The following is a 13,982-nucleotide window of genomic DNA, read 5'->3' as shown; positions in this document are numbered from 1 at the left end:
CAGACATCACCCGCGAGAAGGGCGTTAAGCGCGTTGGGCCTTACCGCGTAACCCGCACCATGGGCTCCACTGTTTCCGCTTGTCTGGCAACACCATTCAAGATCAAAGGCGTGAACTACTCCATCACCTCTGCATGCGCAACCAGCGCACACTGCATCGGCAATGCTATGGAACAGATTCAGCTGGGCAAACAGGACGTAGTATTCGCCGGCGGCGGCGAAGAACTGCACTGGGCACAGACAGCAATGTTTGACGCTATGGGCGCACTGTCCAGCAAATACAACGAAACACCAGAAAAAGCTTCCCGCGCATACGACGCAAACCGCGACGGTTTCGTTATTGCAGGCGGTGCTGGCGTACTGGTTATCGAAGAGCTGGAACACGCCAAAGCACGCGGTGCTAAAATCTATGCTGAACTGGTAGGCTACGGTGCAACGTCTGATGGTTACGACATGGTCGCACCATCCGGCGAAGGCGCTGTTCGCTGCATGAAGCAAGCAATGGCAACAGTCGATGGTCCGGTTGATTACATCAACGCACACGGCACATCTACACCAGCAGGCGACATGCAGGAACTGAAGGCAATGAAAGAAACCTTCGGCGACGACATGCCAAAAGTCAGCTCAACTAAATCCCTGTCTGGCCACTCTCTTGGAGCAGCTGGCGTACAGGAAGCGGTTTACTGCCTGCTGATGCAAGAGAACGACTTCATCTGCGCTTCCGCTAATATCAGCGAAATCGACCCAGCAGCTGAAGGCCTGCCAATCGTAACCAAGCGCGAAGACAACGTGACGCTAAACCGCGTAATGTCTAACAGCTTCGGCTTCGGCGGCACCAACGCTACTCTGGTATTCGAAAAACTGCAGAGCTAAGCGACACGAAAACCAAAAAAACCGCCCTATGGCGGTTTTTTTATGCCTGCAATTTAGCCTCAAACAAACCACTCACTTTTTACAGGCAAAATAAAACCCCGATGATTTACATCACCGGGGTTTCTTAGCAGCGCAGCTTATACCAAATTACTTGGCAGCTTTACGCGCTTTCTCTTCCGCGATTACAGTTTCAGCAACTGAGTTCGGGCAAGGCATGTAGTGAGAGAACTCCATGGAGAACTGACCACGACCAGAAGTGATAGTACGCAGGTGACCGATGTAACCAAACATCTCGGACAGAGGAACGTCTGCCTTGATACGAACACCAGTAGTACCCGCTTCCTGATCCTTGATCATGCCGCGACGACGGTTCAGGTCACCGATAACATCACCAACGTGATCGTCCGGAGTGAACACGTCAACCTTCATGATAGGCTCGATCAGCTGTGGACCCGCTTTAGGCATAGACTGACGGAACGCACCTTTTGCTGCGATCTCAAATGCTACAGCAGAGGAGTCAACTGCGTGGAAACCACCATCGTACAGTTCAATCTCAACGTCCAGCACAGGGAAGCCAGCCAATGGACCTTCATCCATCATGCCTTTGAAGCCTTTCTCTACAGCTGGGAAGAATTCCTTAGGAACGTTACCACCAACAACAGTAGAGGAGAATTTGAAGCCAGTACCCGGCTCACCTGGTTTGATACGGTAATCAACCTTACCGAACTGACCAGAACCACCAGACTGTTTCTTGTGCGTGTAGCTATCATCGATTGGCTGAGTGATAGTCTCACGGTAAGCAACCTGCGGCTGACCTACTTCCAGCTCAACGCCGTAAGTACGCTTCAGGATGTCTACTTTGATATCCAGGTGCAGCTCACCCATACCTTTCAGGATGGTTTCACCGGAATCTTCGTCAGTCTCAACAACAAACGTTGGATCTTCTGCAACCATCTTACCGATCGCAACACCCATCTTCTCAGTAGATGCCTTATCTTTAGGCGATACTGCGATAGAGATTACCGGCTCAGGGAAGATCATTGGCTCCAGAGTACATTCGTTCTTCGGATCACACAGAGTATGACCAGTCTGAACGTTCTTCATACCAACAACAGCCAGGATGTCGCCCGCCTGAGCAGTGCTCAGCTCGGTACGCTCATCAGCGTGCATCTCAACCATACGGCCGATACGCTCAGTTTTACCGGTGAAGGAGTTCAGGATGGTATCACCCTTGTTCAGCACACCAGAGTAAATACGGATAAATGTCAGGGCGCCGAAACGGTCATCCATGATCTTAAAGGCCAGCGCACGGAAAGGCTCATCAGTAGAGACAGTCGCAACTTCACCCGTTGGCTCACCAGCTTCGTCAGTCAGAGGCTGCGCTTCAACTTCAGTCGGACTTGGCAGGTAATCAACAACCGCATCCAGCACCAGCTGAACACCTTTGTTCTTAAATGCAGAACCACAGTAAGTCGGGAAGAAGTCCAGTGCGATAGTACCCTTACGGATGCAACGCTTGATGTCTTCAATGGACGGCTCTTCACCATCCATGTAAGCCATCATCAGATCATCGTCCTGCTCAACAGCAGTTTCAATCATCTTCTCACGGTACATCTCTACGTCATCAACCATGTCCGCAGGGATATCTACGATTTCGAAGTTTTCTGGCAGACCAGAATCATCCCATACGAACGCCTGACGAGACAACAGATCAACCAGGCCAACGAAGTTCTCTTCGATGCCGATTGGCAGTGTCATAACCAGCGGATTAGCGCCCAGCACATTCTCAACCTGATCAACAACACGCAGGAAGTCTGCACCCATGCGGTCCAGCTTGTTGACGAAGATGATACGAGCTACTTCGGATTCGTTCGCGTAACGCCAGTTAGTCTCAGACTGAGGCTCAACACCGCCGGAACCACAGAATACACCAACACCACCATCCAGTACTTTCAGGGAACGGTATACTTCAACAGTGAAGTCTACGTGCCCCGGAGTATCGATGATGTTGAAACGGTGATCTTTCCAGTAACAAGTCGTCGCAGCAGACTGAATGGTAATACCACGCTCAGCTTCCTGCTCCATGAAGTCGGTAGTTGATTCACCATCGTGAACCTCACCGGTCTTATGGATTTTACCGGTCAGTTTCAGGATACGTTCGGTTGTGGTCGTTTTACCCGCGTCAACGTGGGCGAAAATACCAATATTACGGTAATGGGATAAATCTGCCATTTCATCTCTCGATATTTGGGGGCGTATATTGCGCGAAAGGATACAGGAAATCACCCCATAAGTGGAGCCATTCGCCGCGAAAAAGCCGAATTTTAAACACGAACAGGTTAAGTTCTTGTCATTTAAGGATATTCATTCAGAGTCATTTTTATTCAGGTGGACTAATGAAGCCCAGTGATACGCTAAGATCGCGACCACAACACCTGAAGCGGAAGCCTTTGGCTCCCGTATCGACACAGCATAACTCAGATAAAGGTATGATACGCGATTAGTGCAACCGCCAGAATCACCATCACTGGATGGATATCCCTAACCTTACCTGTAAGGGCGTGAATCAGCACGTAAGAGATCACCCCCAGCGTAATGCCGTGCGCAATAGAATAGGTGAACGGCATAGCGATTATAGTCAGGAAGGCCGGCACACCATCTTCCAGCTTGTTCCAATCCATCTCTTTTGCCGCTGACATCATCATCGCACCCACCACAATCAGCGCCGGAGCGGTCGCCAGTGCAGGCACAGCCACAAACAGGGGTGTAAAGAACAGAGCCAGCAGGAACAGCGCTGCCACCACCACAGCGGTCAGACCTGTACGCCCACCCTCTTCAATACCTGTCGCCGATTCGATATACGTCGTGACCGTACTGGTACCCAACAATGACCCCGCAGTGGTACCGGTAGCGTCCGCCATAAACGCCTTATCCGCACCCGGCAGTTCACCTTTTTTGTTCAGGAATCCACCCAGACGGCCCACACCCAGCAAGGTCCCTGCCGTATCGAATATATCGACAAACAGAAAGGCGATGACTACGGTGATCAGCGTCGCATTGAAGATTTGACTGAAGTCCAGCGCCATAAAGGTTTCTTCAGGCAGGCTCGGCATGGCTACGATCGACTCGGGCATCGGTGACAGCCCGGAGAACCAGGCAATCAGCGTCAGGCTGACGATACCAATCAGAATCGCACCTTTAACTTGCTTTACCACCAGCGCAGCCGTTAATACAATCCCCGCCAGCGCCAGCAGCACCGCCGGATCGTGAAGGTCACCTAAGGTCACCAGTGTCGCCGGATGATCAACCGTCAACTTAGCGCCCTGAAAACCGATAATCGCCAGAAACAGACCAATACCGGTCATCGTGGCGATCTTAATACAGTGCGGGATCGCGTTAATCAGCTTGGTACGCACCCCTGTCATCGCCAGCGCCATAAAGAGCAGGCCTTCAATGAACACCGCGACCAACGCGATCTGCCAGTCGACCCCCATCCCTTTCACCACACCAAAGGTGAAGTATGCGTTCAACCCCATCCCCGGAGCCAACGCAAAAGGATAGTTCGCAAACACCCCCATAATAAACGTTGCGACCGCCGCCGCCAGCGCGGTTGCAATGGCCACATCATTTGCAGGCATCCCCGCCAGACTCAGGATCTGAGGATTCACAAACAGGATGTAGGACATGGTCAAAAACGTGGTAATACCCGCCCGGATTTCGGTTTTGATATCACTGCCACGTTCGGAGATCTTGAAATATTGATTCAGTGCATTCATTCAGCCTTCACCGTTCTTGAGACTCACATGGATCATTAAGGCGGCAAGATTATCAGGCTTCAGATTTAAGGACACGAATTTATGTCAATTAAGCCTTCGTCTTAACTGACACCTTACAAACCAACGGCCGACGGTTGCAGCCTTTCCACCCAATCCATAGACAGAGGAAGGCAGCACTAGATTGATCAGGTATATATAAGCGTACAGGAGCGGCTGAAAGACTGGCGGGTATTTCCACATGAACAGCAGAGCAGGGACTGAATCGCAAAGGAATGATGGCGCACAAGCAGGGTCTGCAAGAGATCGTTGAAGGGTACGGCGCCTGCTCAACGCAGGATAATCCTGCAAGAAAGCAGGCTGGGCGCTATGCCCAACCTGCCGAATCACCGCGTGATGAAATTAACCTGATCAGGCGACTTTCATCCGTTTCATCTCTTCCAGCAACCAGCCCGCAGAGTCTTCGTGCACTTCGTCGACAGTACGTTCATGGGTATCCACAACTGGCCCCACTTTGACCGTCACTGTACCGGGATATTTCACAAAACTTTTCCCCGGCCAGAAGATGCCCGCATCATGTACGATAGGAACAATGGGTACACCGGCACTCGCCGCCAGCATCGCACCACCTTTATTAAACTTACCTGTTTTTCCCACCGGCACACGCGTACCTTGCGGAAAGATCAGCACAGGAATGTCCTCCTCCAGGCGTTCTTTTCCTTGTTTCAGCAACTGCTTCAGCGCACCACGACGCTTACTGCGATCCAGCGCAATCGGCTTCAACAAACCTAGGGCCCAGCCAAAGAAAGGAATCTTCAACAATTCCTGCTTGAGCACCGCACTCTGCGGACGCACCATCGTTTGGAAGAACAACGTCTCCCATTCGCTGGAATGGTTCGATACTACGACGTAACTGCTATCTTTGGGCAATTTCTCTGCGCCCTGAATATCGACTTTTAAACCGCAGCAGACCCGCAACCAGAACATATAGAAAAAGTTGATACCGGTGATCAGCTTAAAACGCGCACGAAACGGCATCATCGGTGCAATCAACAGACACATCGAGGAATACACGATCGTGACCAGATAAAAGCCGATGTAATAGATTACCGCCCGCACATAGAGCAACGGGGAGTCTTTCTGAGCCATTCCTTAACCTCCTGTTACCGGCGGAAAAAACGCCACCTCATCACCATCAGCGACCGGGTGATCTTCCTCCACCATCTCCTGATTAACCGCCACCAGCACATTGGCTGCCTGCAACGTCTCCTGCCATACAACATCACGATCACTGACAATATGCCCAATCAGATCCGCTACATTTAATACCGCCGCAGGCAGATCCATCTGTTCGCGGTCCTGCTCCAGCTTTTCGCGAAAGCTGGCGAAGTACACCAGAGTAATCATTATTTATCTCCTGCCTGCCAATGACCGCTCTTACCGCCTTTTTTCTCCAGCAGCTTCACTTCACTGATCACCATGCCTTTATCAACCGCTTTACACATATCGTAGATCGTCAGTGCAGCGACCGACGCCGCCGTCAGCGCTTCCATCTCCACACCGGTCTGGCCAGCCAGTTTGCAGGTGGCACTAATTTCTACACTATTACGCTCAGCGTTCGGTTCGAGATCGACAGTCACTTTGCTCAGCATCAGCGGATGGCACAACGGAATCAGGTCACTGGTACGTTTCGCAGCCTGAATACCTGCAATACGTGCCACGGCCAGCACATCACCTTTTTTATGGCCACCTTCGGTGATCAGCTGCAAGGTTTCCGGTGTCATCAATACTTCTGCACACGCGGTTGCTTCGCGAGTGGTCACTGCTTTTTCGGACACATCCACCATATTGGCGTTGCCCTGTTCATCCAGATGGGTCAGACGGCTCATGAGTTCTCCTGGGCCTTAGCCTTTCGCTGGTTCATCACGGGGTTCGCATACATTTCACGCAAAATTTCGCGTGCACCCGGTGCGACAGATTCCAGCCTAGCATTAAATTCAGCCTGCTCTTCAGCACTGGTTTCATCACCACATCCAGCAGCGATCAGGTTAGAGCTATGCAGGTGGTAGTTTCCGCGGATCTGGCGATCAATCTCTTCGGCCATCGCTTCCGGCGTTTCAAAATCGCCCCGCACCACTTCACCAAAGGCCACATGTACACGTCCTTTGTTACCGGTGATGCCTTTGACGATACTTTCAATATCTTCAAACTGCCCTTTTTCGTACTCGCCATCCTGTTGCAGCGCATACAGTTCATTCGCTTTCAGGGCATCGCAAGGATCATACTCATATGAGATGGAAACCGGCACAATGTTCAACCGCCCCATCGCCTCACTGAAGCTACGCTTCGCTTTGCGGTGAGACATATAGAACATCTTCAGGATGGTTGGATCAGTCTGGTCGTTACCGTCTTTTGCACGGCCTTCCTGTTGCGCGATCCAGATGGACTGACCATCGTGCACAATGCTGTGATCGATATAGGTCGATAACTGAGTCAGGGCTTTCATCACTTCACGCGGTGCGGTCGCAGAGCGATTGACAATAAAGCTCTTATTCAGGCGCATCAGATCAGAGACATAGGGCTTGCGCAGCAGGTTGTCACCAATTGCGATACGCAGCGTATCCATGCCGTACTGGAAACGCACCCAGTTAACAAACGCCGGATCCATAGCGATATCGCGGTGATTGGAGATAAACAGATAGGACTCATCCGGATCCAACTGATCGATGCCCGAGCAGCTGAGTTTGGTCGTGCTGCGGGCAACCATTTTCTCCATGTACTTCGCCACCAACACCTGGAAGTCACGGACATTATTCACATCACCCATCTCACGCGCCAGGGCAATCCTGACAACAGGTTTTAACAACCAGCCGAGATACTTCGAGGCGTTCGGAAACTGATAACCAGTAATTGCCGAGATCAGTTCGTCGTTATACAGCAGTCGGTTGAGCACCTCAGCTACTTCCTGATCCTTATATGGACGAATCTCGCGAAACGGATCCTGCTGCTCTGCCATTAGCCCCTCAGTTTTATTACCAGATGTTGAAAAAAGTCGCCCATTTTACCGTTTTAAGCGGCAACTTACAGCGTAAGAATACACAGCAGCGACACGGATCAATAATCCGCCCGCCGCTGCACAGATCAGGAAAGGAGTTCAGAGAAGGGAATAAAGCCGACAAGATCACCTTCAGCGACCTGAATATCCGGTGCGATCACCGCCAGACCATTGGCCCAGCTGGCCGATGACAACATCCCGGAACTTTGATTTGCAAACGGCTCGATACGCCCGTTTTCAAAACGCGCCCGCAGATATTCCTGCCGCACGATCGCCCGATTGCGAGTAAAACCGGCAGGAACCTGCAACATCAGCGGTGCTTCAACCTGTGCGCCCTGCTGTTTAAGCAGGCAGGGACGCGCAAACAGACAGAAAGTAATCAGACTGGACGCGGGGTTGCCCGGTAAACCAAAGAACGGAACCCCGTGCACCTGACCATATGCCAGCGGTTTACCTGGTTTGATTTTGATACGCCACAGATCGAGGCGACCGAGCTTTTCGACCACCCCCTTCACATGATCCTCTTCACCCACCGATACACCACCGGTGCTGATAATCACATCCGCCTGCTGTGCGGCTGCACACAAGGCGCGTTCGGTATCTTCAGCGGTATCACGCACCCGCCCCAGATCCACCAGCTGCATGCCCAGCTTTTCGACTAATCCGGCCAGCAGGAAACGATTGGAGTTATAGATCTGCCCCGCAGCCAGCGGTTGCCCCGGTTCCACCAGCTCATCACCGGTGCACAGCAACGCAACCTTTAACGGCCGATAGACCTGTACTTCGGCCAAACCGGTCGAGGCCAACACACCCAGATCAGCGGGCTGTAATCGGGTCCCTTTGGCCAGCGTGGCGGCCCCTTGTTTAATATCCTGACCTTGCGGACGGATATTTTGCATCGGCTTGACACCTGCCGGGAACACCACACGCTCACCCTCGATACGTGTTTGCTCCTGCATCACCACCGCATCGGCCCCCGCAGGAATCTCTGCACCGGTAAAGATCCGTGCACAGGTCCCTGACTGCAGCGTACCCGGTGCCTGACCTGCAGGGATCCGGGCACTGACTGTGAGGGCAGTTTCCTGCTCCGCATGCAGATCGGCAATGTTCACCGCGTAACCGTCCATGCTGCTATTGTCTGCGGGTGGTACATCCACCGCAGCAACCGGCGAATCAGCCAAAACGCGGCCCACAGCATCGGCGACGGCAATCGTCTCAATATCAGTAGTCGCCACCGTATTACCCAGCAGACGAGACAACGCTTCGTCGATTGGCATCAGACCCGGATTATCACAGCTGCTCATTGCTCTCTCCTTATTCCTACCAAGACACGGCCCAAGGCCGCCTTAGTTCGCGCCCTGAGCGCTGTGTTTCAGGATCATTTCTACGAAGTTGCATGGACGGAAACGATTATCCAGCTGATCTTTGATCACCTTCTCCCAGCCGGTACGGCAAGCACCGGTGGAACCTGGCAAACAGAAGATCACGGTGCCATTCGCCAAACCACCAATCGCCCGGGACTGAATAGTGGAGGTGCCGATCTCTTCGAAAGAAACTTGACGGAACAACTCACCAAACCCTTCAATCTCCTTGTCGAAGAGCGGTTTCATCGCTTCTGGCGTAGAGTCACGATTAGCAAATCCGGTACCGCCGGTAGAAACAATCACCTGTACCTGAGGGTCTGCGATCCACTGGGAGGTCACCGCACGCATCTGATAGACATCGTCCTTAACAATCTTTTTCTCAACCAGTGTGTGACCCGCAGCCTGAAGGCATTCAACCAGTGTCAGACCGGATTTATCGGTCACCTCATCACGGGTATCAGAAACAGTCAGAACAGCGATATTCAGCGGAATAAACTCAGCCTTGGCGGATGCGTGGCCCATTGTTGGAAACTCCTGAAACTATGGCAAATAAGTGCGTGCGCAGACCTATAACAGGTGCGCAAAATCGAAGAAAGGCACCACTGTATCACAACAGCGGTGAGGGAAAAGGCTGACGCTAATCAGCCCCCAGTCATATTCATAAAGCGGATAATCTGCGGCTCATCGTCTTCCAGATCAAACCAATGACGTTCAGGTTTGAGATGCATGGAATCAATGATCGCCTGCTGCAGCAATGCGCGGTCACCCGGATTAGCACGCATCACCTTGCGCAGATCCACCGAGTGCTCATTACCCAGGCAGAGTAACAGACGGCCTTCGACGGTCACCCGCACACGGTTACATTCGCTACAGAAGTTGTGGCTGTGAGGTGAGATAAAACCCACCCGACTATCACTGTCGTTCATACGGAAGTAACGAGACGGTCCGGCGGTCCGCTCGGTGGTCGCCAGCAAGGGATAACGTTGCTCGATAATCTGCTGCACTTCATCACTGGAACAATACGCTTCAGCTCGGTCATGCTCCGTAATACCGCCGAGGGGCATCTCTTCGATAAAGCTGACATCAATCTGCTTATCACGGGCGAAATCGACCAGATCCAACACTTCGTCATCATTACGACCGCGCATCACCACAGCATTCAGTTTGATACGCTCAAACCCGGCTTCACGTGCGGCATCAATGCCCGCCAGCACCTGATCAAGTTTGTCGCTGCGGGTCATACGCTGAAAACGATCACGCTGCAGACTGTCGAGGCTGATATTGAGGCGGGATACACCTGCGTCTTTCAGATCACCGGCCATATGCCCCAACTGGGAACCGTTGGTAGTAATCACCAGATCCACCGGCAACTTGCCGATCTCGCGAATCAGGTCCATCACGCCACGGCGTACCAGCGGCTCACCGCCAGTCAGTCGGATTTTTTTAACACCCAGATCAGAAAACGATGCTGCAACGTTGTAGATCTCTTCGAGCGTCAGCACTTGCTGCTTGGGCAGAAACTCCATCTTCTCGCTCATGCAATACACACAGCGGAAGTCGCAGCGATCGGTCACCGATAAACGGACATAATCAACGCGGCGGCCGAAGTCATCAATCAGTGCTTGTTTTTGTTGTTCAGATTGAGAGTTCATAACTAACCAATATCAATGCACAGTGCTTTATATAGATCTAATATACGACACTGTATAAAAAACATACGCCCATCTTAGCACGGAAATTTTGGCTATATCCTTATACCCATTAGATATTCAAAAATGAGCTATCTGGCAATAAAACATATTCATGTCACGGCGGTTATCCTCAGCCTGACATTTTTCCTCTTTCGTGGTTGGTGCATGATGCAGAAACCACGCTTACTCAGTAAACGCTGGATGCGGATCGGCCCTGACATCGTCGATACCGTTCTGCTGGTCAGCGCCGGGACACTGGCCTTCAAACTACAGCAGTATCCTTTTGTGGACAGCTGGCTGACGGCAAAAGTTCTCGGATTGCTGGCCTATATTGTGTTGGGCAGTATCGCGCTGCGTCGGGGGCGGACCCGAGCAATACGCATTGCGGCCTTAACGGGCGCCATCTGTACAGCCGGCTATATCGTTGCGGTGGCACTGACTCACCACCCTGAACCCTGGCTGATACTCTGACGGATCTCGCCGGGGATCAGTCTTGCAGTGCCTGTTTGCGGCTCTGATAGTGAAAGCGGATAACTTCTGACAGATCACTGCGCCAGGGCCGCTGATGGATACCAAAGGTATTGAGCAGTTTTTTACACTCCAGCACAGAAGAGCTGGGGCGCTGCGCTTCTTTAGGGTAATGGCTGGCGCTGACTGACGTCAGTTTTTCCATCGCCAACTCTTCATATCCCATCGCCAGAGAAATAATTTCTTTGCAGAAACTGTAGCGGTTCGTCACTTCCGCACCACAGTAGTGATACGTCCCCCAGGCTTCAGCGCCATTGTGTATCTGCTTCAACATCGCCAGAACCACTCGGGCCAGGTCAGAAGCGGCGGTTGGGTTACCGATACGATCATTAACGGCTTTGATTTCCAACTGCGAACGCGCGCGCTCCAACGTTCGTGTCACAAAGTTATTACCACTTTCGCTAAATACCCAGCTGGCACGCAGAATCAGGTGTTGCGGCAAAACACGGCGCAATGCTTCTTCACCCTGCCATTTGCTGTCGCCATATACACCCAGCGGGGACACTTCATCGTCTTCACGATAACCACTGTCGTAGTGACCGTCGAAAACAAAATCACTGGAAAGATGCACCACCGGGATAGAGAGATCTCCACAGGCAGCGGCCAGCTTCTCTACACCTTCGGCGTTTACGGCATAACAACGCTCATGCTCATGCTGAGCCGCATCAACACCGTTAAAACCCGCACAGTTTATGACGTAATCGGGCAGATACAGATCCAGCTTCTCGCGAATCTGCTCTTGCGACGTGATATCCAGTTCCTTCGGTCCTAAACCGACGACCGAGAAAAAAGGCTCATCGTCAGCCCCCTGCACAATGGCAGAACCGACCTGTCCGGTGGCGCCTGTCACCAGAATTTTTACAGGCTGTGTGTAATCTTCGAACGTCATATTCGGCGTAAAACCTATCCTTCAGAACAACATACATACTGTGGCGTCAGACCACTGAATAAATCTGCTAATTCTTTCGATAATAGAGTTTTATCCTTTGCTGTAAAGCAAAAGCGTTGTGCACTGGCGAAAATACAACCAGCACACCTGGTTAAAGTTGTGCAATGGCAACCCGTGCTGCCGGGTTCAATTCTTCACCTCCGGCCTGCAAATACGCCTGTATCTGCTGTTTCATGGACCGTGCCCAGAAACGGCTCAGGTGACCTGAAACCACTTTAGCAACTGCGGCATCATCACCCACATGACGATTGTTCTCGGCGATCTGATTGGCCATCCGGATCAGGCTGGCTAGTTGATGACTCCCCATCGTTCGGTATTCCTCTTTATTCTTCAGTAGCGCGGTGATAGACCACGTGACGGCCGGGACGGGCAAACCCAATTAAGTTTAACCCCGCCTCCTGCGCCATTTTTAGAGCCAGTGCGGTGGGCGCTGATACGGCCACCAGCGTTGCAACACCACAACGGCTGCTTTTATAAACCATTTCGTAACTGGCCCGGCTGGATACCAGAACAAAGCCCGTATTCAACTCGACCTCACTGCGGCGCAAATACCCCAGCAGCTTATCCAGCGCGTTATGGCGACCGATATCTTCCCGCAACTGCAGAATATTGCCCTGCCCGTCACACCATGCCGCACCGTGAAACGCGCCGGTCATCGCCTGCAAAGGCTGGTGTTTTGCCAACGCGGCAACAGCCGCTTCAACAGCCTGACCCTCAACCAACGGTTGCGCGTCGACATGGCCCACCGGACGCATCACCTCTTGCAGAGACTCAGCCCCACACAGACCACACCCCGTGCGCCCAGTCAGATTACGTCGCCGTTTCTTCAGCTCCATCTGACGTTGCGCAGCAATGGTCAGGTTTACTTCCACACCGGCCAGCAGATTTTCCGGATCATACTGAACAACGATATCGTAGACCTCAGCAACCTGTTCGATAATTCCTTCACTCAGGCTAAAGCCCACCGCAAAGTCTTCCAGGTCACTGGGGGACGCCATCATCACCACATGGGAGATGCCGTTATAGATCAACGCAACCGGCACCTCCTGCGCGATCAGATCATCTGCCTGTGTATTGCCATCTTGCTGGAAACGCTCCACCGAGACGGATACATAACAGCGATCCTGTTCGGTGGACGATTGCTCCGGCTCAGCGTGCTGTATAGGTCGGGCTGCCATCATCTATGCCCTGCTGCGGGACTTACGACCACGCCCCTCGGCGCGTGCCGTGGCTAGTAATGCCTGCTGCTGTTCATCAAAGTTGCGATAACGCTCCTGCCACTCCGATGGCTGATTCACTTTAACCACCTGCACCGCGGTCACTTTGTATTCAGGGCAGTTGGTCGCCCAATCCGAATTATCGGTTGTGACAACATTGGCACCACTGCCGGGATGATGGAAGGTCGTATATACCACACCTGGCTGCATACGATCGCTGATACGCGCGCGCATCACCGTTTCACCGGCACGGCTGGCAACACCCAACCAGTCACCGTCGTTCACACCACGCTCCTCGGCATCGTGCGGATGCAGTTCCAGCACATCTTCATCATGCCACACCTGATTATCGGTACGACGGGTCTGAGCACCGACATTGTATTGGGACAGAATACGCCCCGTTGTCAGCAACAGCGGGAAGCGGCGGCTAGAGCGTTCTTCCGTCGCCACATATTCGGTAATGGCAAAGTGTGCCTTACCAATCGGGAAACTCTCCAGATGCATCGTCGGCGTACCATCCGGTGCGGCCTCAT

At 52.4% G+C, this 13,982-nt stretch carries 15 protein-coding genes; 2 read left to right on the top strand and 13 right to left on the bottom strand.

Features of this window, described 5'->3' with window-relative positions; translation table 11 throughout:
• On the top strand, positions 1-872 hold an 872-nt coding region (locus ABYW01_RS04570), incomplete at its 5' end, for a beta-ketoacyl synthase N-terminal-like domain-containing protein (protein WP_372831334.1).
• A gap of 147 nt (positions 873-1,019) precedes the next feature.
• Here ABYW01_RS04570 and fusA read toward each other — a convergent pair.
• From fusA to moaA, 9 genes are all read right to left on the bottom strand, one after another.
• Positions 1,020-3,104, bottom strand: a complete 2,085-nt coding sequence (gene fusA, locus ABYW01_RS04565; protein ID WP_372831333.1) for an elongation factor G — start codon at positions 3,102-3,104, stop codon at positions 1,020-1,022.
• A 245-nt stretch (positions 3,105-3,349) separates the two neighbouring features.
• Positions 3,350-4,648, bottom strand: coding sequence for an NCS2 family permease (locus tag ABYW01_RS04560; protein WP_372831332.1), 1,299 nt, complete (start codon positions 4,646-4,648; stop codon positions 3,350-3,352).
• Positions 4,649-5,056: 408 nt separating this feature from the next.
• Positions 5,057-5,794 carry a lysophospholipid acyltransferase family protein gene (locus ABYW01_RS04555; protein WP_372831331.1) on the bottom strand — a complete coding sequence of 246 codons (738 nt, stop codon included), beginning with the start codon at positions 5,792-5,794 and terminating at the stop codon, positions 5,057-5,059.
• Between the two features lie 3 nt (positions 5,795-5,797).
• Positions 5,798-6,052, bottom strand: coding sequence for a molybdopterin converting factor subunit 1 (gene moaD, locus ABYW01_RS04550; protein ID WP_372831330.1), 255 nt, complete (start codon positions 6,050-6,052; stop codon positions 5,798-5,800).
• Positions 6,052-6,534 carry a cyclic pyranopterin monophosphate synthase MoaC gene (gene moaC / locus ABYW01_RS04545; RefSeq protein ID WP_193952532.1) on the bottom strand — a complete coding sequence of 161 codons (483 nt, stop codon included), beginning with the start codon at positions 6,532-6,534 and terminating at the stop codon, positions 6,052-6,054. The genes moaD and moaC overlap by 1 nt, the downstream gene beginning before the upstream one ends.
• Positions 6,531-7,661 carry a 1-acyl-sn-glycerol-3-phosphate acyltransferase gene (locus tag ABYW01_RS04540; protein WP_372831329.1) on the bottom strand — a complete coding sequence of 377 codons (1,131 nt, stop codon included), beginning with the start codon at positions 7,659-7,661 and terminating at the stop codon, positions 6,531-6,533. The genes moaC and ABYW01_RS04540 overlap by 4 nt, the downstream gene beginning before the upstream one ends.
• Before the next feature lie 125 nt (positions 7,662-7,786).
• Positions 7,787-9,004: a gephyrin-like molybdotransferase Glp gene (gene glp, locus ABYW01_RS04535; RefSeq protein ID WP_372831328.1), complete on the bottom strand. Its 1,218-nt coding sequence runs from the start codon at positions 9,002-9,004 to the stop codon at positions 7,787-7,789.
• A gap of 42 nt (positions 9,005-9,046) precedes the next feature.
• Positions 9,047-9,586 carry a molybdenum cofactor biosynthesis protein B gene (gene moaB, locus ABYW01_RS04530; RefSeq protein ID WP_193952529.1) on the bottom strand — a complete coding sequence of 180 codons (540 nt, stop codon included), beginning with the start codon at positions 9,584-9,586 and terminating at the stop codon, positions 9,047-9,049.
• Positions 9,587-9,705: 119 nt separating this feature from the next.
• Entirely contained in the window at positions 9,706-10,716 is a 1,011-nt protein-coding gene (moaA, locus tag ABYW01_RS04525; RefSeq protein WP_193952528.1) for a GTP 3',8-cyclase MoaA, read from the bottom strand.
• A 123-nt stretch (positions 10,717-10,839) separates the two neighbouring features.
• On the opposite strand from moaA, the gene ABYW01_RS04520 reads away from it, so the two are divergent.
• Positions 10,840-11,226: a SirB2 family protein gene (locus tag ABYW01_RS04520; RefSeq protein WP_372831327.1), complete on the top strand. Its 387-nt coding sequence runs from the start codon at positions 10,840-10,842 to the stop codon at positions 11,224-11,226.
• A gap of 16 nt (positions 11,227-11,242) precedes the next feature.
• On the opposite strand, the gene rfbD is transcribed toward ABYW01_RS04520, so the two are convergent.
• The 4 genes from rfbD to ABYW01_RS04500 form a co-directional block, all read right to left on the bottom strand.
• Positions 11,243-12,172 (bottom strand): dTDP-4-dehydrorhamnose reductase, encoded by a 930-nt coding sequence (gene rfbD, locus ABYW01_RS04515; protein WP_372831326.1) that lies wholly within the window; start codon positions 12,170-12,172, stop codon positions 11,243-11,245.
• Positions 12,173-12,323: 151 nt separating this feature from the next.
• Positions 12,324-12,539 (bottom strand): formate dehydrogenase subunit delta, encoded by a 216-nt coding sequence (locus ABYW01_RS04510; RefSeq protein ID WP_372831325.1) that lies wholly within the window; start codon positions 12,537-12,539, stop codon positions 12,324-12,326.
• A gap of 16 nt (positions 12,540-12,555) precedes the next feature.
• Positions 12,556-13,413, bottom strand: a complete 858-nt coding sequence (gene fdhD, locus ABYW01_RS04505) for a formate dehydrogenase accessory sulfurtransferase FdhD (RefSeq protein WP_372831324.1) — start codon at positions 13,411-13,413, stop codon at positions 12,556-12,558.
• The coding region (locus ABYW01_RS04500) for a molybdopterin oxidoreductase family protein (RefSeq protein ID WP_372831323.1) at positions 13,414-13,982 on the bottom strand (569 nt) is incomplete at its 5' end.

Origin of the sequence: Pontibacterium sp. (assembly GCF_041587635.1) — a bacterium.
Classification (GTDB): domain Bacteria; phylum Pseudomonadota; class Gammaproteobacteria; order Pseudomonadales; family Balneatricaceae; genus Pontibacterium.
Note: the sequence above shows the minus strand (reverse complement) of the source record. Positions and strands in the feature narration are given on the sequence as shown.